We start from the raw sequence: 25,925 nt of genomic DNA, 5'->3' as shown, positions 1-25,925 counted from the left end.
GCTTCACTCGACGCTGTTACTTGACGTCTTCGTCGACCCAGTCCATGGACTTCGTGACGGCCTTGCGCCACAACCGGAGCTGGCGGTCGCGCTCGGCTTCATCCATCGACGGCTCCCAGCGCTTGTCCTCCTGCCAGTTCGCGGAGAGGTCATCCAGACCGTTCCAGAAGCCGACGGCGAGACCGGCGGCGTAGGCGGCACCGAGCGCCGTGGTCTCGGCGACGACCGGGCGCACGACGGGGACACCGAGAACGTCCGCCTGGAACTGCATGAGCGCGTCGTTGGCGACCATGCCGCCGTCGACCTTGAGCTCCGTCAGATCCACACCGGCATCGGCGTTGACCGCATCCAGCACGTCGCGGGTCTGGAAGGCCACGGCCTCCAGCGCGGCGCGCGCGATGTGGTTCTTGTTCGCATACCGGGTGAGGCCGACGATCGCACCCCGGGCGTCCGGACGCCAGTAGGGAGCGAACAGTCCCGAGAACGCGGGGACGATGTACACGCCGCCGTTGTCCTCGACCTGCTCCGCCAGCTTCTCGACCTCAGGCGCCGAGGAGATGATGCCGAGCTGGTCGCGCAGCCACTGGATGAGCGACCCGGTGACGGCGATCGATCCTTCGAGTGCGTAGTGGGTCGGTCCGTCGCCGAGCTTGTAGCCGACGGTGGTGAGCAGCCCGTTCTTCGAGTGGACGACTTCTTCGCCCGTGTTGAAGATCAGGAAGCAGCCCGTGCCGTAGGTGTTCTTGCTCTCGCCGGTCTGGAAGGCGGCCTGCCCGAACGTCGCGGCCTGCTGGTCGCCGAGGATGCCGGCGATCGGCGTCTCCCGCAGGAGCGAGGAGCTCTCTGCAGTGCCGTACACCTCGGACGAGGAACGGATCTCCGGCATCATCGAGCGCGGCACGCCGAACGCTTCGAGGATGTCATCGCGCCACTCGAGGGTTTCGAGGTCCATGAACATCGTGCGGGACGCGTTGGTGACGTCGGTCGCGTGCACGCCTCCGTCGGCGCCACCGGTGAGGTTCCAGAGAACCCAGCAGTCGGTGGTGCCGAAGAGCAGGTCGCCTGCTTCCGCCTTCTCGCGGGCCCCCTCGACGTTCTCCAGGATCCACGCGATCTTGGTCCCCGAGAAGTACGTCGCGAGGGGCAGACCGACGATCGGCTTGAACCGCTCGACACCGCCGTCGGCCGCCAGGCGGTCGACGATCTCCTGCGTGCGGGTGTCCTGCCAGACGATCGCGTTGTAGATCGGCTTGCCGGTGTTCTTGTCCCACACGACGGCGGTCTCGCGCTGGTTGGTGATACCGACGGCCGCGATGTCGTGGCGCGTCAGGTCGGCGCGGCCCAGGGCCAAGCCGATGACCTCTTGCACGTTGCGCCAGATCTCCGCCGCGTCGTGTTCGACCCAGCCGGCCTTCGGAAGGATCTGTTCGTGCTCCTTCTGTCCGGTCGCGACGATGCTGCCCTTCTTGTCGAAGATGATCGCGCGGCTCGACGTGGTTCCCTGGTCGATGGCGATGATGTAGTCAGCCACTTGTGCTCTCCTTTGAATTCCAGTGCGGATGGGGTGTCGATCAGCCGGCGAGGCCGAGCAGCACGGGCGCTGCGAGTGCGGCGATCACACCACCGATGAGCGGACCGACGACGGGAACCCACGAGTAGGACCAGTCGCTGGCGCCCTTGCCCTTGATCGGCAGGATCGCGTGAGCGATGCGCGGGCCGAGGTCACGGGCGGGGTTGATGGCGTAGCCGGTCGGACCACCGAGCGATGCGCCGATACCGACCACGAGCAGTGCGACCGGGAGCGCGGTGAGCGGTCCGAGGCCTCCGGGCGTGCCGACCTGGATGTCGCCGTAGTCCGCGAACGCGAAGATGACGAACACGAGGACGAACGTTCCGATGATCTCCGTGACGAGGTTCCACCCGTAGGAGCGGATCGCGGGACCGGTCGAGAAGACGCCGAGCTTGTTGGCGGCCTCCGGCTCCTCGTCGAAGTGCTGCTTGTATGCGAGCCACACGACGATCGCACCGAGGATCGCGCCGAGGAGCTCAGCCGCCGTCGCGGTGAGGAACATCACGAACGAGATCTTGCCGGCGACGAAGAGTCCGATGCCGACAGCCGGGTTGATGATCGCACCGGAGTACGCGGAGACGAGCACACCGGCGAAGACCGCGAGGCCCCATCCCCAGTTGACCATCAGGAAGCCGCCGCCGAAGCCCTTGTTCTTCGCAAGGGCCACGTTGGCCACGACACCACATCCGAGGAGGACGAGCATCGCTGTGCCGACCAACTCCGAGAGGAAGTAGAGACCGAGATTCACATCAGCCATGTCTTCTTTGACCTTTCTTGTGTGTCGAGGCCCCTCTGCCCCGACACGTTATGGGGGTTGCGCCGCGAGGAGGGCGGCTGTCCGAAGTCCAGTCAGCCGCGGGTGCGGGACTGGATATCGAGTCCGTGCCGCTCGTTGAGCAGCTGACGTGTCTGGTCGAGCTCGGCGTCGTGACGCGAGCGATCCCAGCCGAGCATCGGTGCGAGCGCATCGGCGATCTCATCGAGGACCTCGGCGTCCGCGTTTCCGGTGAAGGCGATGCTGGTGCGCCGCAGCACGACGTCTTCGAGGCGACTCACCATCTCGTTGTGCACCATCCATTCGAGTTCGCGGGTCGAGAGGTCGCCCTTCGCGAGCGGCTCGTCGGTACCCTGCTCGACATACTCCCAGACCTGGGCGGCGCGGGTGCCGTAGCGTGCGATCAGGCGGTCGGCACGTGCGCCGGCGCCGGCGAGGTTCTCCTGAACCCAGAGGCGCTTCGCCTTCTCCGTACGCGGGAACTCGCGGCCGCCGCCGATTGCGCGCCCGGCCGTCGAGACTGTCCTGGTACGACCGAGCAGGCCGAGCACGACATCGGAGAGCGACTCGCCGAGCGCGCGGAACGTCGTCCACTTGCCGCCGACGAGGCTCACGAGCGGTACCGCGCCCTTCTGGTCGACTTCGATGCGGTAGTCGCGGGAGACGAAGCCCGGTGCAGTGTCCTCATGACGCGGCAGCGGGCGGATACCCGAGAACTTGTAGACGATCTGGTCACGCGCCACCGGGATCGTCGGGAAGACGTGGTGGATCAGGTCGAAGAAGTAGTCGACCTCCTCCTCGGTGCACACCGGCACTTCGCGCGGGTCGGCGTCGATGTCGGTCGTGCCGACCAGGACCCGCCCCTTGAGCGGGTAGATCAGGACGATACGGCCGTCGGAGTGCTCGAAGAAGATCTCACGGCCCTGCGTGGCCTCGAGCAGCTCGGGGTGGTCGAGCACGATGTGCGACCCCTTGGTGCCGCCCATGTACCTCGTGTCCTCGCCGAGCGCATCGTTCGTCAAGTCCGTCCAGGGGCCCGAGGCGTTCACCACGACATCGGCCTGCACGGAGAACTCGGTTCCGCTCTCGCGGTCGCGGAGGATCACCTTGTCGCCGTCGCGGGCGATCGCTTCGACGTAGTTGAGCGCATGCGCGCCCGGGTGAGCTGCGCGTCCGTCCTGGAGCACGTCGAGAGCGAGACGCTCCGGGTCGTGCATGGAGGCGTCGTAGTACGTCGCGGTGTACTTGATCCGCGGGTCGAGCGAAGGCAGTTCGGCCAACGACTTCTTCCGACCGAGGAAGCGGTGCCGCGGGACCATTCCGCCGTCGCGCGAGAACGTGTCATAGATCGTGAGACCGACCTTGATGAGGAAGGCGCCGCGCTCCTGCGGCTTGCCGCTCTTGTGCGTGAGGAACCGCAGGGGAGCGGAGAGGATGCCGGAGAAGGTGGAGTAGATCGGGATCGTCGTCTGCAGCGGCTTGACGTAGTGCGGAGCGATCTTGAGCAGGCCGTTGCGCTCTTCCACCGACTCGCGCACGAGGCGGAACTCACCGTTCTCGAGGTACCGGATCCCACCGTGGATCATGTGGCTCGATGCGGAGGACGCGCCGGAGGCGAAGTCGCCGCGCTCGACGAGGACGACGTCCACTCCCTGCAGTGCCAGATCGCGGAACGTGGAGATCCCGTTGATCCCGCCACCGATGACGAGGATGCTCGTACGTCCGGACTCACGGACGGTGCTGACCTCTGCGCGCTCCGCAGACGAGTGTGTGGAATCGATCATCGTCGACCCTCTCTTCCTTACTTGCCAACCAGCATCGACCTGTGTGGCATCTCGCGCAAGCCCACTGCACATATGTGCAAGGATCGGGGGTGAGGAGGTCACGATGGTCGGTCAGGCCGCGGAAACGCGCGACAGCAAGCTGATCGCGGCGCTCACCGCCGCGCAGCTCTACTACATGCAGGACAAGACGATGGAAGTCATCGCGCAGGAACTCGGCACCTCCCGATCCTCCGTGTCCCGCCTGCTGAGCTTCGCCAGGGAAAGCGGCCTGGTCGACATCCGGATCAATTCGCCGCTCGAACGTCTCGGGATGCTCGAGCAGCGCATCCGTGACCGGCACCGTGTGGCTGCACACGTGGTGCCGATGCCGGAGATACTCAGCGAAGTCGAACGTCTCGAGCGCGTGGCGCTCACGGCGGGTCGTCTGCTGTCCCAGTTCGTCGATTCGAACATGGTCATCGGAGTCGCGTGGGGCTCGACGATCAGTGCGGTGAGCCGTGGACTCACTCAGAAGGAGACGCACAACACCACGTTCGTGCAGCTCAACGGTGCCGGGAACACCCAGACGACCGGCGTCGAATACTCCAGCGACATCCTGCAGCGGTTCGGCAGTGCCTTCGGCGCGCAGGTGCAGCAGTTCCCCGTCCCCGCTTTCTTCGACGACCCGGCGACCCGGGAGGCGATGTGGAGGGAGCGGAGCACGCGGCGTGTGCTCGACCTTCAGGCCAAGATGGACGTCGCCGTCTTCAGCCTGGGTTCCCCTGCGGCGGAGGTGCCGAGCCGTGTCTACGTCGGCGGCTACCTCGGGCGGGACGACTACCGCAGCCTGCGTGAGGACCACGCGATCGGCGATGTCGCGACGGTCTTCTTCCGATCAGATGGTTCCTGGCGGGACATCCGCGTCAACGCGAGGGCGACCGGCCCCGGGCTCGATCGTCTGCGCCGTGTCCCTCGCCGTGTCTGCGTTGTCTCCGGTATCCCGAAGTTGGTGAGTCTCCGGGCTGCTCTGGCGGCCGGACTCATCACCGACGTGGTCCTCGACGAAGGTCTCGCACGCCGTCTCGTGGAGGACTGAAAGGCGCCGGGAGTGTCAGTCCTCGTCGGTCGACGACTCCGGACCGGAACGGAACTCGCGGATCAGGTGCTGCACCACGGCGGTGAGATCGCCGCCCGCGGCATCGGCGACGGTGAGCTGCCGCGCGTAGCTGGCGCCGCCCTCCAGGATCGTCCCCACGCCGCCGAACTCGCGTCCGCACCCCAACTCCACCGCGACGGGGGCGAGTGACTCGAGCGTCTCGGTCAGGTGCTCCCGTACGGGGCGCTGGGTGCCTGCGGCGTCGACGATGACGCGGGCGTCGAGTCCGTAGCGTGCCGCCCGCCACTTGTTCTCGCGGTGGAACCAGGCGGGGAGCTCAGGGAGAGTCCTGCCCTCGTCGAGTTGCCGCGAGAAGTGCTCGACGAGCACCTGCACGAGTGCGGCGACGGATGCCAGCTCCGGGAGGGTGGACAGGCCGTCGCAGGCGCGTACCTCGATCGTGCCCCAGCGTGGGGCGGGGCGGATGTCCCAGCGCACCTCGGTGGCATCTTCCATCACGCCGGTCCGGACCATGTCCTCGAGGTACGACTCGTACTGCGACCAGTCGTGCAGCGGCCACGGGAGTCCTGCTGTGGGCAGCTGTTGGAAGACCAGCGCACGGTTCGACGCGTAGCCCGTGCGTTCGCCGGCCCAGAACGGGCTCGACGCCGCTAGGGCCTGCAGATGGGGGAGGTAGCCGGCGAGTGCGTTGATGAGGGGGAAGACCTTGCGGTGGTCTTCGACTCCGATGTGCACGTGGATGCCCCAGATCATCATGTTGCGTCCCCACCACTGAGTGCGCTCGATCAGGGTGTGATACCGCGACTTGTCCGAGACCTGCTGATCGAACCACTGGGCGAACGGGTGGCTTCCGGCGGACAGCAGCTCGATCCCGGCGGGGTCCGTCGCCGAACGCACGGAGGTGATCGCGTTGGCGATGTCATCGACGGCGTGCGCCACGGAGTCGCCGATTCCACTCGTCACCTCGATCGTGTTGGTGAGAAGCTCACCCGTGACCGTGTGGCGCTCATCCGCGCTCTCCGTCTCCAGCGCGGCGAGCAGTTCCGGGGCGCGCCCGACCAGGTCACCGCTGGCGGGGTCCGCCAGCATGATCTCCCATTCGAGGCCGACGGTGGAGCGGGCCGAAGAGGCGAACTCGAGTTTCACCCGCACAGTCTGGCACGGGCGCGACGCGACACGGCAACAGCAGTTTCATCGCGTTTCGCGCCAGGCGCGTGCATCTGGCAGAATAGAGGGCTGGACCACCTGCTCGACCCTCTATCCAGCAGGTACCACTCATTTTGAGCTTCCGCCGGGTGTGCACCCCACTCTCCAGGCGATCAGTTCGTTTCCTTCCACACAATTCAGGAGAATCGTGGCTGTCAAGATTCGTCTCAAGCGCCTGGGCAAGATCCGTGCGCCGTACTACCGCATCGTCGTCGCCGACTCGAAGACCAAGCGCGATGGTCGCGTGATCGAGGAGATCGGCAAGTACCACCCCACCGAGGAGCCCTCGTTCATCGAGGTCGACTCCGAGCGTGCGCAGTACTGGCTCTCCGTCGGCGCGCAGCCGACCGAGCAGGTCGCCGCCATCCTCAAGATCACGGGCGACTGGGGCAAGTTCAAGGGCGACAAGGACGCGAAGTCCACGCTCAAGGTCGCCGAGCCGAAGGCTCCCTTCGAGGTCGACGCGTCCAAGAAGTCCGTCGTCAAGCCCAAGGCCGAGAAGAAGGCGGAGGCTCCCGCTGAGGAGGCTCCCGCCGCCGCCGACGCGGAGGCCGCTGAGGCTCCCGCCGCAGACGCGGAGTAATCCGTCGTGCTCGCCGCCGCGCTCGAACACATCGTCAAGGGGATCGTCGATCACCCGGAGGATGTCCGCATCAACGAATCCACATCGCCGCGAGGCGATCTCCTCGAGGTGCGCGTGCACCCCGACGACCGTGGACGCGTGATCGGGCGCGGCGGCCGCACTGCGAAGGCCCTTCGCACGCTGGTCAGCGCTCTTGCTGACGGGCGTCGGGTCCGCGTCGATGTCGCGGACGACTGACGTGGTGTCGAAGGACCGCAATCAGGGCAAGAACCAGCTGCGCGTCGGACGTCTCGTCAAGGCGCACGGCCTGAAGGGTGGGCTCAAGCTCGAGCTCTACACCGACAACCCCGAGGGGCGATTCGTCCCCGGTGCCGGTTTCACGTTGCAGGTGCCCGAGGCATCTCCGTGGCACGGCAAGGACATCACCGTACGTGAGTATCGAGTGATGAACGGCAACCCGGTCGTCTTCTTCGAAGACGTCGACGACCGTGACGCGGCCGAGAGCCTCGTCAAGGCGATCCTCTGGATCGACCAGAACGTCGACGAGGTCGAGGACGACGCGTGGTTCGACCATCAGCTCGTGGGGCTCGATGTCGTCCGTGATGACGCCGTCATCGGTCGGGTCGTCCGTGTCGAGCACTTTCCCGCCCAGGATCTCCTCATCGTCAAGGCCGGTGAGAGCGAGGTCATGGTGCCTTTCGTCTCGGCGATCGTGCCGACCGTCGATGTCGCCGCAGGGCGTGTCGTCGTGACTCCTCCTGCGGGGCTCTTCGAGGAGCTTCCCGACGTCGCCGACACCGATCCGCAGGCGGACTCGGGCGCCGAAGCGGCCGAGTGACCGCTGATACGGTTCACCCGTGCGCATCGATGTCGTCTCCATCTTCCCGTCGTATTTCGACGGACTGACGCTCTCCCTGCTCGGTAAGGCTCAGGCGTCCGGCCTCATCGACCTCCGTGTTCGGGATCTGCGGGACTGGACCTCGGATCGCCACCGTACCGTCGATGACACGCCGTACGGCGGCGGCGCCGGCATGGTGATGAAGCCCGAACCGTGGGGGCTCGCACTCGATGAGCTGACCGATGCGTCGGCATCGCATGTCGATGAGCGCCCCACCATCATCTTCCCGTCTCCCGCCGGCGAGGTGTTCACGCAGAAGACGGCCAGACAGCTCGCGACGCGTCAGCATCTCGTGTTCGGGTGCGGGCGCTATGAAGGCATCGACGAGCGCGTCTTCGAGTACGCCGCGGACCTCGGCGAGGTGCGTCTGATCAGCCTCGGCGATTACGTGCTGAACGGGGGAGAGGTCGCCGTGATGGCGATGATCGAGGCGGTCGGACGACTCATTCCCGGAGTGGTCGGCAATCCGGAGAGTCTCGTCGAGGAGTCGCACGAGGACGGCCTGCTGGAGTACCCGTCGTACACGAAGCCCGCGTCATGGCGTGAACGATCGGTGCCCGATGTCCTGCTGAGCGGTAATCATGCCGCCATCGCGGCCTGGCGTCGCGAGCAGCAGTGGGAGCGCACGCGCCGGCGTCGACCCGACCTCCTGCCACGCGACGAGACCTCGGCATCCTGACGGCGATCCCGGTCAGAGGATGCCTTCCGAGAATCGGGTGATCTCGAAGACGACTCCGTGAGGATGTCGCAGTGCCAGCGCGTTCGTCGGGTCGAGTCCTCGCAACTCCGCGCGCAGCATCCGTCCGATCATCTCGTGGCTCACCAGCAGCGGCGCGCCGGTGGCAGCCCACCCGCAGGAGCTGAGCGCCTTTCGGGCGCGCACGCGCGCCTGAGCGTAGCTCTCCCCACCGGGGAACGCCCATCCGTAGCGGTTCGCAGCCCGCTCCTCCCGGAGCGTGGGATAGAGCTCGTCGATCTCGTCCCAGGTCATCCCCGCGAGTTCGCCGTGGTCGATCTCCGCGAGTTCGGGGACCTCGATCATCTCGGCGCCGATCCGCTCCGCGATGATGGCCGCGGTCTGCGTGGCTCGTCCCAACGGGCTCGTGCACACTGTCAGGACTCCGGCGTCCCGGAGGCGCTCGGCGACGGCGTGCGCCTGCGCCACCCCTTCATCCGTCAACGGCGAATCCTGTTGTCCCTGCAGCCGGTGCTCGAGATTCCAGGTCGTCCGCCCGTGCCGAGCGAGGAAGAGACGCTCGGGGACGTGACGATCCTGCGGAATCATGGACTCAGGATGGCACACGGGCTCCCGGTCAGTCGACGCCGAGGAAAGACCTGTCCGTCAGCACGATCGGTCCGTCCGCGGTCACCGCGATGGTGTGCTCGGAGTGCGCACCTCGGGACCCGTCCGCGCTGCGCAGGGTCCATCCGTCCGGGTCGGTCACCAGCTCGTCGGTCGTCGCGAGGAACCAGGGTTCCAGGGCGAGGACGAGTCCTGCGCGCAGGGGGAAGCCGCGGCCTGCACGACCGTCGTTCGGCACATGCGGATCCCCGTGCATGGTGCGACCGACGCCGTGTCCACCGAAATCGGTGTTGATCGAGTACCCCTCGCCGTGTGCGACGGCCGCCACGGCCGCCGAGATGTCGCCGATGCGATTGCCGACGGTGGCGGTCTCGATGGCTGCTGCCAGTGCGCGCTCCGTCGTGTCGATGAGGCGCAGATCTTCGTCGCGCGCGGCGCCCACGACGAAGGAGACGGCGGAGTCGGCGACCCAGCCGTCGACGGCCACCGCGAAGTCGAGGGTCACGAGGTCGCCGTCGCGCAGGGCATAGTCATGGGGGAGCCCGTGCAGCACGGCGTCGTTGACCGAGGTGCAGATGACCTTGCCGAACGGGCTCGCGCCGAAGGACGGGTGGTAGTCGATGTAGCAGGACTCCGCGCCTGCCTTGCGGATCATGTCGTGCGCGCGACGGTCGATCGAGAGGAGGTTGGTCCCGACCTTGGTCTCATCGCGCAGCGTCGCCAGCGTCTCGGCGACGAAGCGTCCTGCGGCGCGCATCTCGTCGATCTCGGCAGGGGTGCGCAGTTCGATCATCGGTTGTCCTCTCGTCATCTCCATTCTCCCTGATCCGAGGCCCCGGGATCTCCGACCGCTCTCAGCGAACATCGGGTCACGGGCACGTGTCCCGTCGTACGATCTGAGCATGTGGTTGCGACGGGCGTTCTTCCGCTGGCTTCTTCCGGCGGCGTTCCTGCTGCCGCTGTGGCTTCTGATCGGGTGGGGAGTCTTCCAGGGCGGCTGGGCGATCCTCTGGGTGTTGCTCATCGCGATGCCGTCCGTCTTCCTCGGACAGCTCCTGCTGACGCTCCTCACGCGCTCGCGTCCCTCCGTTCGCATCGAGCGCGCGGTCTCCTGGTGGGATGTGGCCGGTTTTACGCTCTGGCACGGTCTGACGATCGCGGTCGGTTTCTTCATCGACGGGGTGTTCCCGTGGGTGCTCACCGGCGCGATCGTCGTCGGCATCGCGCTCGTCTGGCTCCAGGTGTGGCAGTTGTGGCAGGAGGCCAGGGGGAGCGGCTCGCGGCTGCGCGAGACCATCACCTGGTCGACGATCCCGACCGCCGACGAGCAGGCCCCTCCGACCAGAGCGCACGAGGTCATCGTGGTGCGGGAGACCGACGGCCGCGACTGAGGTCACGGTTTTGGCCGAGCACGCCTTCCATGGCAGAATGAGTGTTTGTGCTGTGACCGGCTCTGCCACAGGGGAGCCCGCGGACGCATCAGCTCCGTACAGTTCATCCCTTTTCTTGTTCCTTTGAATACATGCATGCGACCTGTGGCGGGTGCAGAGAGAGACGATCATGCAGATCCTCGACGCCGTCGACGCGGCTTCCCTCCGTTCGGACATTCCGGACTTCTTCCCCGGTGACACCGTCAAGGTGCACGTCAACATCACCGAGGGCAACCGCTCCCGTATCCAGGTCTTCCAGGGCGTCGTCATCGGCCGCCAGGGCGACAGCGTGCGCGAGACCTTCACGGTCCGCAAGATCAGCTTCCAGGTCGGCGTCGAGCGTACCTTCCCGGTGCACTCCCCGGTGATCGACCACATCGAGGTCGTCACCCGCGGTGACGTGCGTCGCGCGAAGCTCTACTACCTCCGCCAGCTGCGTGGCAAGAAGGCGAAGATCAAGGAGAAGCGCGACCGCTGAGTCGCAGCATCTCCACAGCACCCCGGGACACGATGTCCCGGGGTGCTTCGTTCTCTCCCCGGTGTGCGAACCTAGATAGCGTCGCCGCACGACGGTGCATGATCGTGAAGGAACCTGATGACTGAATCCTCGTCCGCGCGCACGGCCAGACGTCGCCGCGGGTTCCTGGTCTTCCTCCGTGACGTCCTGGTGATCATCGTCATCGCCGCACTGGTGTCGTTCGTGGTCAAGACGTTCGTCGTGCGGTCCTTCTACATCCCCTCGGCGTCGATGGAGCGGACGCTCCTCGTGAAGGACCGGATCCTCGTCGATGAGCTCACCCCGCGGTGGGCGGCGTACGAACGCGGTGACGTCGTCGTGTTCAAGGACCCGGGCGGGTGGCTCGATCCCCAGCCGCAGACGCCTGCTCAGCCCCCTCTCGTCCAGGCGGTCGACTGGGTGCTGAACTTCGTCGGCATCTCCGCGACCGACTCGCAGGACCATCTCGTGAAGCGGTTGATCGGCCTTCCGGGAGATCACGTCGTCTGCTGCAACGCACTGGGTCAGATCACGATCAACGGTGCTCCGATCGACGAGCTGAGCTACCTCAACCTGCCCGACGGCGACACCGCCGCCTCCAATGAGCCGTTCGACGTCGTGGTGCCGGAGGATTCGGTCTGGCTGCTCGGTGACAATCGCGATCGTTCCCGCGACGCCCGTGCGCATCAGGACCTTCCCAGCGGAGGCTTCGTGCCCATGGAGAACATCGTGGGCAAGGCATTCCTGACCACGTGGCCGTTGAACCGGATCGGGCCCATCGACGGCCATCACGACATCTTCACCGGGGTTCCGGATCCCGAATGACCGTCATCACCCCGAAACTGACTCTCGAGCGCCGGCTCCTGAGGGAATGCGAGCTGATCATCTCGCTCGATGAGGTCGGTCGGGGCGCACTCGCGGGGCCGGTCGCCGTCGGCGCCGCCATGATGGATGCCACAGGTGCTCGTCGGCGTGTCCCCGAGGGGCTTCGCGATTCGAAGCTCGTGACCGAGAGAAGGCGTCCGGAGGTGGCGGAGCGAGCGTCCGCGTGGGTGCAGGCATCAGCGGTCGGATGGGCGACCGCGCAGGAAGTCGATGAAATCGGCATCATGTCCGCCCTCGGCCTCGCCGCCTCGCGGGCGGTGCAGTCGATCGCCGATCAGGGTGCGACTGTCGAAGACGCGCTCATCCTGCTCGACGGTAACCATGACTACGTCTCGAGGATCCATCCCGTACCGCTGCGTGTCCGGCCGGTGATCAAGGCCGACCGTGACTGCGCGTCGGTGTCCGCCGCGTCCGTGATCGCGAAGGTCGCCCGCGACGGGTACATGGCCGAGCTTCACGAGACTCATTCCGCGTACCAGTGGAACCGGAACAAGGGGTATGCGAGCCCGGAGCACCGCGAGGCCATCCGCAGCCACGGACTGTCCCCGTTCCATCGGGCCTCGTGGGCGATCGCCGACGTACCCACGCTGTTCTGAGCGGTGCGATGCCGCGCCCAGCGGCCTGCGACTCTAGGATGGACTCATCATGGATGAGGAAGCCTTCGACGACTACGACCGCGAACTCGAGCTGGCCCTGTTCCGGGAGTACCGGGACGTGGTCTCGCAGTTCCAGTACGTCGTCGAGACCGAGCGCCGCTTCTATCTGGCGAACGAGGTCAACGTCGTGCGTCGCGACAGCGAGCACGACTTCTACTTCGAGATTTCAATGACGGACGTGTGGGTGTGGGACATCTATCGTGCCGACCGGTTCGTGAAGGCCGTGCGAGTCCTCACCTTCAAGGACGTGAACGTCGAGGAATTGCAGCGTCGGGAGTTCGAGCTCCCGCAGGAGCTGTCGCTCGACGGTGAGTAACTCTCTCCACACTCCACCCCACGGGTGAGTTCTCCCCAGGATCCGCGCCGACGACGTCGAATCGAGCCGTGCGACGTGAGCGCCGCGTGATGCTGAGTCCATGGCAGCGAAGGATGAACTCGGCAGAGCTGGAGAAGAGCGCGCCGCGCAGCACCTGACGGGGAACGGCTACACCGTTCTCGCGAGGAACTGGCGGTGTGCGCAGGGAGAGATCGACATCGTCGCCACGCTCGGAGAGCACGTGGCGATCGTGGAGGTGAAGACGCGGCGAACGGTCGCGTTCGGGCACCCGTTCGAAGCGATCGATGCGCGGAAGCGCCGTCGACTGTGGCGACTCGCGCACGCCTGGGCCCGCGAGAATCCCGAGGCAGCACGGGGGAGGGCCGTGCGACTCGAAGTCATCGGGATCGTGGGAGCCGACCCGGCACGCGGGACGCTCGAGCATCTCGTGGACATCGGATGAGCACTGCGCGTACCTGGGCGGTGGCGCTCACCGGTGTCGACGGGCATCTCGTCGAAGTCGAGGCCGACCTGTCGAATCAGACGCCCGAATTCCGCATCATCGGGTTGCCGGACAAGTCCCTCGGCGAGGCCGTGCAGCGGGTCCACAACGCTTGCAAGAACGCGGGTCTCGATCTCCCTCGACGTCGGCTCACCGTGAACCTCTCCCCGGCGAGTCTTCCCAAGCACGGCGCAGGTTTCGACCTCGGCATCGCCATGGCCGCGCTGGCGGCAGGAGGGGCGATCGGGTCGCGGTCGATCGCGGCAACGGTTCACATCGGCGAACTCGGACTCGACGGGCGGATCCGCCCCGTCCCGGGCGTCCTTCCCGCGGTTTTCGCCGCCGCACGCGCCGGGTTCGAGACCGTGATCGTCCCGCGCGGCAACGAGTCCGAGGCGAGGCTCGTGCCGGGGGTCGAGGTGCGCGCTGCGGGCTCACTCGCAGAGGTCGCGGTCTGGCACGGCGCCGACGTCGAGGTGCCGGACGTCGACGTCGTCGAATCGGCGTCGGTGCCGGTGGCCGATCACCCGAGACTCGATCTGTGCGACGTCGTCGGTCAGGGTGAGGCGGTGGAGGCGCTCCTGGTGGCGGCGGCCGGCGGACACCACATGCTGCTGAGTGGTCCTCCGGGAGCAGGCAAGACGATGCTCGCTCGGAGGTTGCCCGGGATCATGCCGCTGCTCGACGAACAGGAAGCACTCGAGGTTGCGTCCATCCGATCGCTCAGCGGCGAAGCCGTCGCCGCACTCGATCGCGTGCCGCCGTTGGAGGCTCCGCACCACAGCGCATCGGTCGCTGCTCTGGTCGGCGGCGGGTCGCGGACGGCACGACCCGGGGCGATCGCGAGAGCGCACGGCGGGGTGCTCTTCCTCGATGAGGCGGCGGAGTTCTCGCGGGTGGCGCTCGACGCCCTGCGCCAGCCGCTGGAGTCAGGCGCGATCGAGGTCCACCGCGCGGGCTTCACGGCGCGGTTCCCGGCGAAGTTCCAGCTCCTGCTCGCGATGAACCCGTGTCCGTGCGGCAACTACGGCGTGAGAGGGGCCGAGTGCATCTGTCCGCCGATGTCGATTCGTCGGTACTCCACGCGATTGTCCGGTCCACTACGTGACCGCGTCGACATCGATCTCCAGGTCAGTCGTGTCGCGGCATCCCGGGCGATGGGTGAGGCCGGCGGGGAGACGACGACGGCTCAGGCGCGGGTCCGGGTGCAAGCCGCCAGGGAGCGGGCCGCACATCGGTGGCGGAGCAGTCCGTGGAGACGCAACGCGGATGTACCGGGGACCTGGCTGCGTCAGGGCGCTCAGCGTCTTCCGGCGGCCACGCGATCTCCGCTCGACCGGGCGCTGGAGCGCGGTCTGCTCACCCTGAGGGGATACGACCGAGTGCTGAGAGTGGCGTGGACGATGGCGGACCTGGCCGAGATCGAACAACCCGGTGTCGAGGAGATCGGGCGTGCGTTGCACCTGCGGAGAGGATTGCCGAGATGATGCGGCTACTGCTGGGGGACACCGTACTGATGGCTGCCGCCCGCCGCATCCACGGGGGTGAAGCGGTGGCGGATTGCGTGGCGCGAGCGGCCTGGACGGTGATCGCCGAACCCGGAGATGCGGTCGCCGGCGCACTGATCGGCGCCCTCGGCGCGGAGGAGGCCCTCTCCGTGGCAGCAGGAGGTCGAAGCAGGTCGCCGTTCACCGATGACACAGGCGACGTAGGCTTCCGCGCGCTTCAGGAAGCCCAAGCGCGATGGCGTCCTCGGCTGCAGCAGGAGGCCGTGCGATCGGCCTTTCTCAGAGCACTCGAGATCGGCGCGCGATTGGTGATCCCCGGCGATCCGCAGTGGCCGGAAGGCCTCGAGGACCTCGGACCCCACGCGCCGAGCGCGCTCTGGGTGCGCGGGCGCGTGGAACTGCTCACAGCGTCCCCCCGTGTGTCGATGGTCGGCGCGCGCGCCTCGAGCGGTTACGGGGAGCAGGTTGCCGCTGAGCTGGCCGGTGATCTCGCCTCGACAGGGGCCGTGGTGGTGTCCGGCGGCGCCTACGGCATCGATGGGGCGGTGCATCGGGCGGCGCTCGGCGTCGGTGGGGCGACCATCGCGTTCCTCGCCGGGGGAGTGGACCGCGCGTATCCGGTCGGTCATCAGCGATTGCTGCAGCAGATCTCTGAGCACGGGGCGGTGGTGAGCGAGCCGCCATGCGGCACCGCCCCGACGAAGTGGCGCTTCCTCGCACGAAACCGCCTCATCGCCGCACTCGGACAGGCGACGGTTGTCGTCGAGGCCGGGTGGCGCAGCGGCTCTCTGAACACCGCGGGTCACGCCGCGACGCTCGGTCGTCCGCTCGGTGCCGTACCGGGGCCGGTGACCTCGGCGTCGTCCGCGGGATGCCATCGTCTGTTGCGCGAGTATGACGCGCAGTGCGTCACTTCGGCAGCGGAGGTGCGGGAGCTGTGGGGGCAACTCGACGGCGTGCCGACAGTCGGTGCACTCGAGGATCCGAACAGGACGCGCGTACTCGATGCGCTGACCACGCGGTCGGTGCTCTCCGTCGATGAGATCGCCCGGCGCTCCGGCCTGTCTGCCGAGAGGGTGAGGTCCGTTCTCGGGCTGTTGCACCTGGAGGGCGATGTCGATGCCGATGGAACGGGCTGGCGTCGGGCACCGCGCCCGCGAGGCGGGTGACCGTCAGGCCGACACCGCGGCGAGGCTCCGGATCACGGTCCCCCGACCGGGGCAGAGTGGGAGGTATGGAACTCACGGCCGCCGCCGAAGCGTTCGTCGATCACCTGGAACGGGTGCGTCGGCTGTCGCCGGCGACCGTGAAGGCCTACCGTTCCGACCTTCGGGACCTCGCCGCGTCCACGGGCAGTGTCCAGCTCGAAGACGTCGACCTCGACGCGCTCCGGGACTGGCTCTGGCACGCGACGCAACGCGGCGATGCACGCTCGACCCTCGCGCGGCGTTCTGCGGCGGCCCGGTCGTTCTTCCGGTGGGCGCACGAACAGGAGCTCGTCTCTCAGGATCCGAGCCTTCGTCTGGTCACTCCGAAGAGGGGGCGCACTCTCCCGACCGTCGCGTCGCGGGAGGCGATGACCGCGTTGCTCGATGAGTATCGTGACGATGCCGCCGCAGGGGACCCGGTCGACTTGCGAGATCACGCGATCCTCGAGCTCCTGTACGGGTCGGGTATGCGGGTCTCCGAGCTGTGTGGGCTCGACATCGACGACCTCGATCTCGACCGAGCGACGGCGCGGGTGCTCGGCAAAGGGGCGAAGGAACGAGTCGTCCCCTTCGGCGCTCCCGCGCGGGACGCGTTGGACGCCTACCTCCGACGCGGGCGGCCCGTCCTGGTCGCCAGAGCACGCACCTTCAGTCCCGCGGTGATGCTGGGGAGTCGGGGTGCTCGGGTCGGACCGCGGACGGTGTACGAGCTCGTCGCACGCGTGCTGGCGCCGATCGTCGGTGCCGAGACCATAGGACCCCACGCGCTCCGTCACACGGCCGCGACACACCTCCTCGATGGCGGTGCGGATCTGCGCGCCGTGCAAGAGATCCTCGGTCACGCGAGCCTCGGCACCACGCAGATCTACACGCACGTCTCTGCGGAGCGTCTGACGGCCACCTATCGGCTCGCCCACCCGCGTGCGTGATCGTCGCTCACGGAGGTGATCGTCTCCGCGCGTCAGAGCGGCGCGCAGCAGGGGAGCAGGATCGACCGCGGGATATCACCGAAGAGCAGGAGCGGGTTGATGTAGGCGCCATCCCGTCTCACACCGATGTGGAGGGCCCCCGACGGCGTGTGCCCGCCGACATCGACCGCGCCGATCTCCTGGCCGGCCGACACCGCATCACCGGGATCGAGCGTCGAGCGCAGGGGTTCGAACGTCGTCACGAGACCGTCGGCATGCGTGATCGTCAACAGCGGGCGATCGACGACGGTTCCGCGGAACGCGATGACCCCGTCTGCCGGAGCGACCGCGATCGCCCCGACGGACGAGACCAGGTCGACGCCTCGATGCCCTGCGCCGTATTCGTGCGCAGGAGCGCGAAAGGGCTCGACCACGGCCCGCGTGCCCAGGAGGGGCCATCGCCATCGAGGGAGGTCCGCGGCTTCCGCAGTGCCGAACGAGTCCAGCGTTGCGAGTAGGACGAGAAGGAGGAGTCCGATCACGGAGCCGGACCTGGTGCGAGAGTGAAGGCTCATGCGGGGATCCTGTCGCGTGATTCCGGTCCGTGATCGGCGTTCCTGCGGCGTGGATGGCGACGGTGATCAACTCAGCGGGGACCGCCGCGGTGCAGAGGCAGTGAGGCCGCGGCATCCTGTATGCTGGAGGAGCACCTCGATATCGGGGTGACTACGCGTGCCCAGAGCGATCTCATCGCGGCATCGACACCCACAGGTCCTTCTTCCGAGGGGGAGGGTGCGTGCCGGGCACCAGGAAGTCCGGTCATCCGATCGGCTTGACAACCTCAACGGTACAGAAATGTGCCAGAACCAGGAGACGACCATGGCTGTGGTCACCATCCGCCAGCTGCTCGACAGCGGCGTGCACTTCGGACACCAGACCCGTCGGTGGAACCCGAAGGTCAAGCGCTTCATCCTCACGGAGCGCAGCGGCATCCACATCATCGATCTTCAGCAGTCGCTCGGCTACATCGACAAGGCCTACGACTTCGTCAAGGAGACGGTCGCCCACGGTGGCACCATCCTCTTCGTCGGCACGAAGAAGCAGGCGCAGGAGATCCTCGCCGAGCAGGCGACCCGCGTGGGCCAGCCCTTCGTCAACCAGCGCTGGCTCGGTGGACTCCTCACGAACTTCTCCACGATCTCGAAGCGTCTCGCACGCATGAAGGAGCTCGAGGAGCTCGACTACGAGACGCCGGCGAACAGCGGCTTCACCAAGAAGGAGCTCCTGCTCAAGAAGCGCGAGCTCGACAAGCTGCACAAGTCGCTCGGTGGTATCCGCAACCTCACCAAGACGCCTTCGGCTCTGTGGGTCATCGACGCCAAGCGCGAGCACCTCGCGATCGACGAGGCCAAGAAGCTCGGCATCCCGGTGATCGGCATCCTCGACACCAACGCGGACCCGGACGACTTCCAGTACCCGATCCCCGGCAACGACGACGCGATCCGTTCCGTCTCGCTGCTGACCCGCATCATCGCCGACGCCGCGGCCGAGGGCCTGCAGCAGAAGCACAACCCGGAGACGGGTGACGCTGAGCCGCTCGCCGACTGGGAGAAGGAGCTCCTCGAAGCTCCGGCCCAGGAGGTTCAGGAGTCCGCTGACGCCGCTGAGGTCGTGACCGCTGCCGACGAGGCCGCTGTCGTCGAGACCCCCGCTGCCGACGAGACCGCAGCCGACGAGGCCGGTGCCGAGGCTCACGACGAGGCGATCGCTGCTGCTTCCGGTGAGGAGACCGCTGAGGTCGCCGCCGCCGAGGCCGCAGACGCCAAGTAATCCCTCGTACACACCTACCTAACGAAGCAAGGAGCCACCACACATGGCCAACTTCACCATCGCTGACCTCAAGGCTCTGCGCGAGCAGCTCGGCACGGGCATGGTCGACACCAAGAAGGCGCTCGAGGAGGCCGACGGAGACGTCGCGAAGGCCACCGAGATCCTGCGCCTGAAGGGTGCGAAGGGCAACGCGAAGCGTGCTGACCGTTCCACCAGCGAGGGACTGATCGTCGCTCGTGAGCAGGACGGCGCCGTCACCCTGCTCGAGCTCGCCTGCGAGACCGACTTCGTCGCCAAGAACGAGCGTTTCATCACGCTGGCCGACAAGGTCGCCGATGCGGCCGCTGCGGTCAAGGCCGACTCGATCGAGGCAGCTCTCGCAGCCCCCGCGGGCGACAAGAGCGTCGAGCAGCTGATCTCCGAGGAAGCCGCGATCATCGGCGAGAAGGTCGAACTGCGTCGCGTGCGCACGATCTCGGGCGACAAGGTCGAGGTCTACCTGCACCGCACCAGCAAGGACCTGCCGCCGCAGATCGGTGTCGTCGTCGCGTACTCGGGCGACAACGCCGAGACCGCGCGCAGCATCGCGCAGCACATCTCGTTCGCCAACCCGTCGTACCTGTCCCGCGAGGACGTGCCGGCGGACGCCGTCGACAAGGAGCGTGAGATCGTCACCGAGATCTCCCGCAACGAGGGCAAGCCGGAAGCGGCTCTGCCGAAGATCGTCGAGGGTCGCGTGTCCGCCTTCATCAAGCAGGTCGCCCTGCTCGAGCAGGACTACGCGAAGGACAACAAGCTCTCTGTCGCCCAGGTGGCGAAGGACGCCGGTATCACCGTGACGGACTTCGCGCGCTTCAAGGTCGGCGCGTAGCGACGTCGAAGGGGTTCGGATCATCATGATCCGAACCCCTTCTTCATGCCCACGAGGCACTATCTTGAATCGGGACGAGAGGACACCCACCCATGACTGAACGCACCGGACGCCGTCGCGTCCTTCTCAAACTCTCCGGCGAGGCCTTCGGAGCGGGACAGCTGGGTGTCAGCCCCGACGTGGTGTCCCAGATCGCCCGGGACATCGCCGCGGCCGTCGACCGGGTGGAGGTCGCGATCGTCGTCGGTGGCGGCAACTTCTTCCGCGGCGCCGAGCTCAGCCAGCGCGGCATGGACCGCGGACGTGCCGACTACATGGGAATGCTGGGCACCGTGATGAACGCCCTCGCCCTGCAGGACTTCCTCGAGCAGGCCGGAGCCGCGACCCGCGTGCAGTCGGCGATCTCGATGACCCAGGTCGCCGAGCCCTACATCCCTCGTCGCGCGGAGCGCCACCTCGAGAAGGGGCGGGTCGTCATCTTCGGTGCTGGCGCTGGTCTCCCGTACTTCTCCACCGATACCGTGGCGGCCCAGCGCGCGCTCGAGATCGGAGCCGATGAGGTGCTCGTCGCCAAGAACGGGGTGGACGCGATCTACACCGCCGATCCCCACAAGCACGCCGACGCCGAGCGCATCGAGCAGGTCACCTACCGTGACGCACTCCAGCGCGGGCTCAAGGTCGTCGACTCGACCGCATTCAGCCTGTGCATGGACAACAGCATGGACATGCGTGTGTTCGGGATGGAGCCTGCGGGCAACGTGACGCGCGCCCTGCTGGGAGAGGCCATCGGCACCCTCGTCACCGCGTGAGCGTGTGACACGGCGGAGCCGCCTCCGCCCGATAGAATTTCCAGAACACCCCGACGATAGGAGTCACCGTGATCGCGGACGTCCTCGCTGAAACCACCACTCGTATGAACCGGGCGGTCGAAGCTGCCAAGGAGGACTTCTCCACGGTGCGCACCGGTCGTGCGAACCCGCAGATGTTCCAGAAGGTCCTCGTGGACTACTACGGCACGCCGACCCCCATCGCGCAGCTCGCATCGCTGGCGAACCAGGAGGCGCGCACCCTCATCATCACGCCGTACGACAAGTCGGCGCTCAAGGCCATCGAGCAGGCCATCCGGGACATGCCCAACCTCGGCGTCAATCCCACCAACGACGGCAACCTCGTCCGCGTCACGATGCCCGAGCTCACGGCTGAGCGCCGCAAGGAGTACGTCAAGCTGGTCAAGACCAAGGCTGAAGACGCCAAGGTGCATGTCCGCGGTATCCGTCGTAAGGCGAAGGACGAGCTGGACGCGCTCAAGAGCGAACTCGGAGAGGACGAGATCGCCCGCGGTGAGAAGGAGCTCGACGGTCTGACGCGTCAGCACGTCGAACTCATCGACGACGCGCTGAAGCGCAAAGAGGCCGAACTCCTCGAGGTGTAGTCGGGATGTCTGACGAAACGCGAGATGTCGATGACGGCACGCCACCGACGCGCCGGGATGCGCGTGGTGGTGCGCCGGCCGACGGCATCCCGCTCGTGGACGCGGCGTTTCCCTCCTTCGACGCGGACGCGATTCCGCCGCGTCCGCCGCTTCCGGTGACGCCGGAGAACACATCGCAGGACCCCATCGGGTCGCTGGACACAGCTGACCACAACGCGATCCGTGAACAGTGGCGAGCCGCACGGGACGAGCTCGGCAGCCACGTCTCACACGCACGGGATCAGCTCGATCAGGCCAACGAGCGGATCAAGCAGCGCACGGGCCGCGACCTCATCCTCGCGATCCTGATCGGCCTTGCGTTCGGCGCTGCCCTGCTCGCATCCTTGCTGTTCATCAAGGCGCTCTTCGTGCCGTTCGCTCTCGCCGCCGCGCTGTTGGGCGTGTACGAGCTCTCCCGCGCGCTGCGGGCGTCCGGCAGACGGATCGACGTCGTGCCCCAGCTGATCGCCGCGGCTTTCCTGGTTCTCTCCGCGTACTTCGCCGAGCCTTGGCTGTGCTGGGTGATGCTGTTCGTCGCGGTCGCCTTCGTGGTCGTCTGGCGCCTGATCGCGCAGATGGTGGTGAAAGACGGTCGTACCTACGGCGACGTGCTGACCGATGCTGTGATCAGTGGATTCGTGCAGATCTACGTGCCGTTCCTCGCCGGCGTCGCCCTCATCCTGCTGGAGCAGGAGGGCGGTCAGTGGTGGGTGCTCAGTTTCATCGCCATCGCCGTGGCCGCCGACACGGGGGCGTATGCCGCGGGGCTGGCGTTCGGGCGTCATCCGATGGCCCCGAAGATCAGTCCGAAGAAGACGTGGGAAGGGTTCGGTGGCGCCGTCGCGGCGTCCCTGATCGCAGGGGTGCTGCTCGCGATCTTCCTGCTGGAGCTGCCCTGGTGGGCGGGCCTGATCTTCGGCGCATCCATCCTCCTCTCCGCGACGCTTGGTGATCTCGGCGAGTCCATGCTCAAGCGTGACCTCGGTATCAAGGACATGAGCTCCTGGCTGCCCGGTCACGGCGGACTGCTCGATCGGTTGGACAGCATCCTGCCGTCGACCATTCCCGCGCTCTGCCTGTATTTCCTCCTTTCTCCCTGGGTGGTCATGTGATGAGTGACGGACAGCTCGAAGAACAGACGACGACGACACCGCCGGCGTTCGCGCTGACGACCGGGCGTGAGCGCGGCTACCATCGCGCAGCGGTCGACACCTTTCTCGCCTCTGCTCGTCGTGCCTTCGAGTCCGGGGGTGACGAGCTGAGTGCGGAAGACGTCCGCACTGCCTCGTTCCCGCTCGTGAAGGGCGGCTACGTGGTCGCTGACGTCGATGCGGCTCTCGGTCGCGTGGAAGACGCGTTCGCCGCTCGGGAGCGCGAGCGCGTCGTGCGCACGCAGGGAGCCGGCGCCTGGGTCGATCAGGCGAGAGCCGATGCGCAGGTGATCCTCGACCACCTCGCCCGACCCCGTCGTCATCGTTTCGCTCGCACCGGCGTGCTGACCTTCGGGTATCGCATCGACGAGGTCGACCACGTGTCGACGAGGATCGTGCGCTATCTGCGTGACGGCGATGCGCTCACCGCGGAACAACTCCGCTCGGCAGCCTTCCGGATGCAGCGCGGTGGCTACCGCGAAGAGCAGGTCGATGCTCTCCTCGACGCGACGATCGACGTCATCCTCGCCGTCCGCTGAGGTTCCTGATGGTCGATTCAGGCGCCTTTGCGTAGACTGTCCTTCATCGTGAACTCCCGAAACGACATGAACCTCGAACGAAGCGACTCCTCGCCGGTGCCCGCGGCCAGGGTGAAAGCCGCGCGCCCGGGTGCTCGCCGTTGGTCGCGTCGACGCGGTGTGGTGAGTGTCTTCAGTGCCCTCGCCGTGGTCGGATTCGCCGGAGCACTCGTCGCACCGACCGGAGTGGCGCTGGCGGACCCCACCCCGACCGACTCACCCGACTCGGCGTACTCGTTGGCTCTCGCCGATACCCAGAACCTCGCGGTCACCGTGAGCGGTGCGGCGATCACGCCGATCGAGCGCGGCACCTTCGAGGTGTACGTGAAGCCGAAGCCCAAGCCGAAGCCCGCTCCCACGGTCGCGTCCAGCTCGAACGGCGGGTCGTCCGGCGGATCGTCCCTGCCCCCGTACTCGGGAGGCGGAGCACCCGCCGAGTGGATGGCTGCCGCCGGGATCGCCCAGAGCGACTGGCAGTACGTCGACTACATCGTCTCGCGTGAGAGCGGTTGGAATCCCAACGCCACGAATCAGTCGTCGGGCGCATGCGGCCTGGTTCAAGCACTGCCCTGCAGCAAGGTGCCGGGGAACGGCTACAACCCGGTCGACAACCTGCGGTGGGCGACGGGGTACGCCACGGGACGGTACGGCAGCTGGGCCGGCGCCTACAACTTCTGGACCAACAACCACTGGTGGTGAGCAGGCGCCATGCCACGCTCACGCAGACGCCCTCCGGCGCGCCCGGAACCTGAGGACGCGTTCGACAGGTTGCTCGCCGGCTGGAAGCGCACGGAGACACGCCGCGGCGCGGAGTGGACCGTGCAGCCGGTGTCTGCCGTGCAGGCACAGAAGGCGTACGTGTGCCCGGGCTGTGGCGGACAGATCGTGATCGGCACGGCGCACCTCGTGACCTGGCGCGCCGACGGAGTGCTGGGCGACGCGGCGGACCTCGCCGCGCGCAGACATTGGCACACACACTGCTGGAGGATGGCGTGAGCATGGAGATCCGAGGACCGCTGGAGCTTCCGGCGCAGCGCGAGGACATCGAGCTGACGACCGCGGACGGGCTCACCCTCGTCGGCGAGCTCGCCGTGCCGCAGGAGACCGCACCGGTGGCGACGCTCGTGACGCTGCACCCGTTGCCCACCGCGGGCGGCTTCATGGACTCCCACATCATCCGCAAGTCAGCGGCCCGCCTGCCTGCTCTCGCCGACCTCGCGGTCCTGCGCTTCAACACCCGCGGAACGACATCGCCGCGCGGGACCAGCGATGGCGCGTTCGACGGCGGTGCCGCCGAGCAGTTCGACGTGGCGGCGGCGATGGATTTCGTCCGTGACCGCGCCTTGCCGAACCCCTGGCTCGTCGGATGGTCGTTCGGCACGGAGCTCGCCCTCAAGTACGGTCGCGACCATGACATCGCCGGCATCATCCTGCTCTCCCCGCCCTTGCACCGCGCGACGGACGCGGAAGTCGCTGCCTGGGGCGCGGTCGACGTGCCCGTGGTGATCCTGGTGCCGGAACTCGACGACTACCTGCGTCCGGACGAGGCACGTGAACGGTTCGCGTCGATCCCGCACGCGAATCTGATCGCCGTGGACGGCGGCAAGCATCTGTGGGTCGGGGAGACGCAGACCCGGCGCGTGCTCACCGAGATCGTGGCGGCGGTGAACCCGTCGGCGCTCCCGCTGGCGACGCACTGGCCCGAGGCCGACTGAGCCCTTCGCCTCGCCTCAGAGCTCGTTCATGCGGGGGATGAGCACCTGACGGTAGATGATCAGGATGCTCGCGGCGACGGGGATCGCGATGAGCGCCCCCAGCAGCCCGAGCAGGCTTCCTCCGGCGAGTGCGGCGACGACCACGACAGCTCCTGGAACGGAGACCGCACGACTCATGATGCGCGGGGAGATCACGTACGCCTCGATCTGCATGTAGATCAAGTAGTAGATGGCAGCGGCGATCGCGATTCCCGGCGAGCCGAGTCCGGGGATGAGACACACGAGCACGATGATCGTCGAGCCCGTCAGGGTGCCGACGAGCGGGATCAGCGAGAAGAAGAACGCGATGATCGCGAGGACCGTGGGGAACGGCGCATTGATGATGGAGAGGAAGATGGCGCTCAGGACGCCGTTGAGCACACCCTGGGAGACCTGGCCCATCACGTAGTAGCCGACCGAGTCGGTGATCTGCTCGGAGAGATCGATGAACCGATCGCGCTTCGAGGCCGGGGCGAGCTGGTAGACGGCGCGCTTGAGGGAGGGGGTCGACGCGGTCAGGTAGATCGTCAGGATGAGCACGATGAACGCCCCGAAGAGTCCACTGAGGACGGCGCCGCTCGCGACGAGGACCCCTTGACCGATCGAGCCGCCGATCTCGGCCAGGTTCGTCGTGAGCCATTCCGTCACGTAGGTGAAGACGTCATCGACGAGCAGGTTGGGGAACGTGGCCTGCATCCACTCCTTGAGATCGGGGATCAGGTTCCCGCGTGAGACGATCGCCGAGATCTGTGCGATGAGCTGAGAGATCTGGTCCACCAGCACCGGGAGGATGATCAGGACGATCCCACTGAACACGGCGAGAACAGCGACGATGGTCACCAGCACGGCGAGCCACCGGGGGAGTTTGCGGCGTTCGAGGAACGAAACCAGCGGATCCAGGCCCAGGCTGAGGAAGAGTGCGGTGCCGACGTAGAGGAGCACCGTGGAGAGCGTCTGCACGCTGCTGATCAGCAGGATCCCCAACCCCACTCCGAGCGTCGCCACCAGCGCGGTGCGGAAGGGATTGTGGATCTTCATCTGTGGACTCCTCGAAACGGCTGCAGCAAGGCTACCGAGCGGGAGCCTCGAGCAGCGGGCGACGTGCCGTTTCCTGCCCGCACTGCACCTCCTCGTGGGCAACACACA

31 protein-coding genes are annotated in these 25,925 nt (G+C 67.0%); 23 read left to right on the top strand and 8 right to left on the bottom strand.

Annotated features, from left to right (window positions below; translation table 11 throughout):
- Positions 1-16: 16 nt before the first annotated feature.
- The 3 genes from glpK to L978_RS12270 all read right to left on the bottom strand — a co-directional run bounded on the left by glpK (position 17) and on the right by L978_RS12270 (position 4,129).
- Positions 17-1,531, bottom strand: coding sequence for a glycerol kinase GlpK (gene glpK / locus L978_RS12280; protein ID WP_047523386.1), 1,515 nt, complete (start codon positions 1,529-1,531; stop codon positions 17-19).
- 40 nt (positions 1,532-1,571) lie between these two features.
- Entirely contained in the window at positions 1,572-2,327 is a 756-nt protein-coding gene (locus tag L978_RS12275) for an MIP/aquaporin family protein (protein WP_047523385.1), read from the bottom strand.
- 92 nt (positions 2,328-2,419) lie between these two features.
- Positions 2,420-4,129 carry a glycerol-3-phosphate dehydrogenase/oxidase gene (locus L978_RS12270; RefSeq protein ID WP_047523384.1) on the bottom strand — a complete coding sequence of 570 codons (1,710 nt, stop codon included), beginning with the start codon at positions 4,127-4,129 and terminating at the stop codon, positions 2,420-2,422.
- Positions 4,130-4,232: 103 nt separating this feature from the next.
- Between L978_RS12270 and L978_RS12265 the strand changes: the two genes are divergently transcribed.
- A complete protein-coding gene (locus L978_RS12265) occupies positions 4,233-5,204 on the top strand; it encodes a sugar-binding transcriptional regulator (protein ID WP_047523383.1) in 972 nt (323 codons plus the stop codon).
- A gap of 15 nt (positions 5,205-5,219) precedes the next feature.
- Here L978_RS12265 and L978_RS12260 read toward each other — a convergent pair whose 3' ends face one another.
- Entirely contained in the window at positions 5,220-6,371 is a 1,152-nt protein-coding gene (locus L978_RS12260) for a glutamate--cysteine ligase (RefSeq protein WP_047523382.1), read from the bottom strand.
- Positions 6,372-6,579: 208 nt separating this feature from the next.
- Here L978_RS12260 and rpsP point away from each other — a divergent pair, with 208 nt between their 5' ends.
- Genes rpsP through trmD form a run of 4 tightly spaced genes read left to right on the top strand, consistent with a single transcriptional unit; the run spans position 6,580 to position 8,591 of the window.
- Positions 6,580-7,014 (top strand): 30S ribosomal protein S16, encoded by a 435-nt coding sequence (gene rpsP, locus L978_RS12255; RefSeq protein ID WP_047523381.1) that lies wholly within the window; start codon positions 6,580-6,582, stop codon positions 7,012-7,014.
- Between the two features lie 6 nt (positions 7,015-7,020).
- Positions 7,021-7,251: an RNA-binding protein gene (locus tag L978_RS12250; RefSeq protein ID WP_017830729.1), complete on the top strand. Its 231-nt coding sequence runs from the start codon at positions 7,021-7,023 to the stop codon at positions 7,249-7,251.
- Positions 7,235-7,852 (top strand): ribosome maturation factor RimM, encoded by a 618-nt coding sequence (gene rimM, locus L978_RS12245; protein ID WP_052193669.1) that lies wholly within the window; start codon positions 7,235-7,237, stop codon positions 7,850-7,852. The genes L978_RS12250 and rimM overlap by 17 nt, the downstream gene beginning before the upstream one ends.
- Before the next feature lie 19 nt (positions 7,853-7,871).
- Positions 7,872-8,591, top strand: a complete 720-nt coding sequence (gene trmD, locus L978_RS12240) for a tRNA (guanosine(37)-N1)-methyltransferase TrmD (RefSeq protein WP_047523379.1) — start codon at positions 7,872-7,874, stop codon at positions 8,589-8,591.
- 12 nt (positions 8,592-8,603) lie between these two features.
- Here trmD and L978_RS12235 read toward each other — a convergent pair whose 3' ends face one another.
- Both L978_RS12235 and map read right to left on the bottom strand, forming a co-directional pair.
- Positions 8,604-9,197, bottom strand: coding sequence for a histidine phosphatase family protein (locus L978_RS12235; protein ID WP_047523378.1), 594 nt, complete (start codon positions 9,195-9,197; stop codon positions 8,604-8,606).
- Positions 9,198-9,225: 28 nt separating this feature from the next.
- Positions 9,226-10,008, bottom strand: a complete 783-nt coding sequence (map, locus tag L978_RS12230) for a type I methionyl aminopeptidase (protein ID WP_047523377.1) — start codon at positions 10,006-10,008, stop codon at positions 9,226-9,228.
- 109 nt (positions 10,009-10,117) lie between these two features.
- Between map and L978_RS12225 the strand changes: the two genes are divergently transcribed.
- The 9 genes from L978_RS12225 to L978_RS12185 all read left to right on the top strand — a co-directional run bounded on the left by L978_RS12225 (position 10,118) and on the right by L978_RS12185 (position 17,145).
- Complete coding sequence (locus L978_RS12225) at positions 10,118-10,606, top strand: hypothetical protein (RefSeq protein WP_047523376.1); 489 nt, start codon at positions 10,118-10,120, stop codon at positions 10,604-10,606.
- Positions 10,607-10,775: 169 nt separating this feature from the next.
- Complete coding sequence (gene rplS, locus L978_RS12220) at positions 10,776-11,123, top strand: 50S ribosomal protein L19 (RefSeq protein WP_045265383.1); 348 nt, start codon at positions 10,776-10,778, stop codon at positions 11,121-11,123.
- A gap of 117 nt (positions 11,124-11,240) precedes the next feature.
- Complete coding sequence (gene lepB, locus L978_RS12215; RefSeq protein WP_047523375.1) at positions 11,241-11,966, top strand: signal peptidase I; 726 nt, start codon at positions 11,241-11,243, stop codon at positions 11,964-11,966.
- Complete coding sequence (locus L978_RS12210) at positions 11,963-12,622, top strand: ribonuclease HII (protein ID WP_047523374.1); 660 nt, start codon at positions 11,963-11,965, stop codon at positions 12,620-12,622. The genes lepB and L978_RS12210 overlap by 4 nt, the downstream gene beginning before the upstream one ends.
- A 49-nt stretch (positions 12,623-12,671) precedes the next feature.
- Positions 12,672-12,998, top strand: a complete 327-nt coding sequence (locus L978_RS12205) for a DUF2469 family protein (RefSeq protein WP_047523373.1) — start codon at positions 12,672-12,674, stop codon at positions 12,996-12,998.
- Positions 12,999-13,098: 100 nt separating this feature from the next.
- Entirely contained in the window at positions 13,099-13,461 is a 363-nt protein-coding gene (locus tag L978_RS12200) for a YraN family protein (RefSeq protein ID WP_047523372.1), read from the top strand.
- Entirely contained in the window at positions 13,458-14,987 is a 1,530-nt protein-coding gene (locus L978_RS12195) for a YifB family Mg chelatase-like AAA ATPase (RefSeq protein WP_047523371.1), read from the top strand. Before L978_RS12200 ends, L978_RS12195 begins: the two co-directional genes overlap by 4 nt.
- The gene (gene dprA / locus L978_RS12190; protein WP_081997036.1) at positions 14,984-16,177 is read left to right on the top strand and encodes a DNA-processing protein DprA; all 1,194 of its coding nucleotides are present in this window, start codon (positions 14,984-14,986) and stop codon (positions 16,175-16,177) included. The genes L978_RS12195 and dprA overlap by 4 nt, the downstream gene beginning before the upstream one ends.
- A gap of 65 nt (positions 16,178-16,242) precedes the next feature.
- Positions 16,243-17,145, top strand: a complete 903-nt coding sequence (locus L978_RS12185) for a tyrosine recombinase XerC (protein WP_047523369.1) — start codon at positions 16,243-16,245, stop codon at positions 17,143-17,145.
- 32 nt (positions 17,146-17,177) lie between these two features.
- Here L978_RS12185 and L978_RS12180 read toward each other — a convergent pair whose 3' ends face one another.
- Complete coding sequence (locus tag L978_RS12180; RefSeq protein ID WP_052193668.1) at positions 17,178-17,699, bottom strand: murein hydrolase activator EnvC family protein; 522 nt, start codon at positions 17,697-17,699, stop codon at positions 17,178-17,180.
- A gap of 304 nt (positions 17,700-18,003) precedes the next feature.
- Between L978_RS12180 and rpsB the strand changes: the two genes are divergently transcribed.
- The 9 genes from rpsB to L978_RS12135 all read left to right on the top strand — a co-directional run bounded on the left by rpsB (position 18,004) and on the right by L978_RS12135 (position 24,740).
- Complete coding sequence (gene rpsB / locus L978_RS12175) at positions 18,004-18,954, top strand: 30S ribosomal protein S2 (RefSeq protein ID WP_047523368.1); 951 nt, start codon at positions 18,004-18,006, stop codon at positions 18,952-18,954.
- 43 nt (positions 18,955-18,997) lie between these two features.
- Complete coding sequence (gene tsf, locus L978_RS12170) at positions 18,998-19,825, top strand: translation elongation factor Ts (RefSeq protein ID WP_047523367.1); 828 nt, start codon at positions 18,998-19,000, stop codon at positions 19,823-19,825.
- Positions 19,826-19,917: 92 nt separating this feature from the next.
- The gene (gene pyrH / locus L978_RS12165) at positions 19,918-20,634 is read left to right on the top strand and encodes a UMP kinase (protein ID WP_047523364.1); all 717 of its coding nucleotides are present in this window, start codon (positions 19,918-19,920) and stop codon (positions 20,632-20,634) included.
- 68 nt (positions 20,635-20,702) lie between these two features.
- Complete coding sequence (frr, locus tag L978_RS12160) at positions 20,703-21,257, top strand: ribosome recycling factor (protein WP_047523362.1); 555 nt, start codon at positions 20,703-20,705, stop codon at positions 21,255-21,257.
- 5 nt (positions 21,258-21,262) lie between these two features.
- Entirely contained in the window at positions 21,263-22,408 is a 1,146-nt protein-coding gene (locus L978_RS12155) for a phosphatidate cytidylyltransferase (protein WP_047523360.1), read from the top strand.
- Positions 22,408-22,986 carry a DivIVA domain-containing protein gene (locus L978_RS12150; protein WP_047523354.1) on the top strand — a complete coding sequence of 193 codons (579 nt, stop codon included), beginning with the start codon at positions 22,408-22,410 and terminating at the stop codon, positions 22,984-22,986. Before L978_RS12155 ends, L978_RS12150 begins: the two co-directional genes overlap by 1 nt.
- A gap of 48 nt (positions 22,987-23,034) precedes the next feature.
- Positions 23,035-23,724 carry a transglycosylase SLT domain-containing protein gene (locus L978_RS12145; RefSeq protein ID WP_231555052.1) on the top strand — a complete coding sequence of 230 codons (690 nt, stop codon included), beginning with the start codon at positions 23,035-23,037 and terminating at the stop codon, positions 23,722-23,724.
- 9 nt (positions 23,725-23,733) lie between these two features.
- Complete coding sequence (locus tag L978_RS12140; protein ID WP_047523352.1) at positions 23,734-24,021, top strand: hypothetical protein; 288 nt, start codon at positions 23,734-23,736, stop codon at positions 24,019-24,021.
- 2 nt (positions 24,022-24,023) lie between these two features.
- Positions 24,024-24,740, top strand: coding sequence for an alpha/beta hydrolase (locus L978_RS12135; RefSeq protein WP_047523351.1), 717 nt, complete (start codon positions 24,024-24,026; stop codon positions 24,738-24,740).
- Between the two features lie 15 nt (positions 24,741-24,755).
- On the opposite strand, the gene L978_RS12130 is transcribed toward L978_RS12135, so the two are convergent.
- Complete coding sequence (locus tag L978_RS12130; RefSeq protein ID WP_047523349.1) at positions 24,756-25,817, bottom strand: AI-2E family transporter; 1,062 nt, start codon at positions 25,815-25,817, stop codon at positions 24,756-24,758.
- Between the last annotated feature and the right edge of the window lie 108 nt (positions 25,818-25,925).

Origin of the sequence: Microbacterium sp. ZOR0019 (genome assembly GCF_000800925.1) — a bacterium.
Classification (GTDB): domain Bacteria; phylum Actinomycetota; class Actinomycetes; order Actinomycetales; family Microbacteriaceae; genus Microbacterium; species Microbacterium aurugineum.
This window is presented reverse-complemented; position numbering and strand designations above follow the sequence as displayed.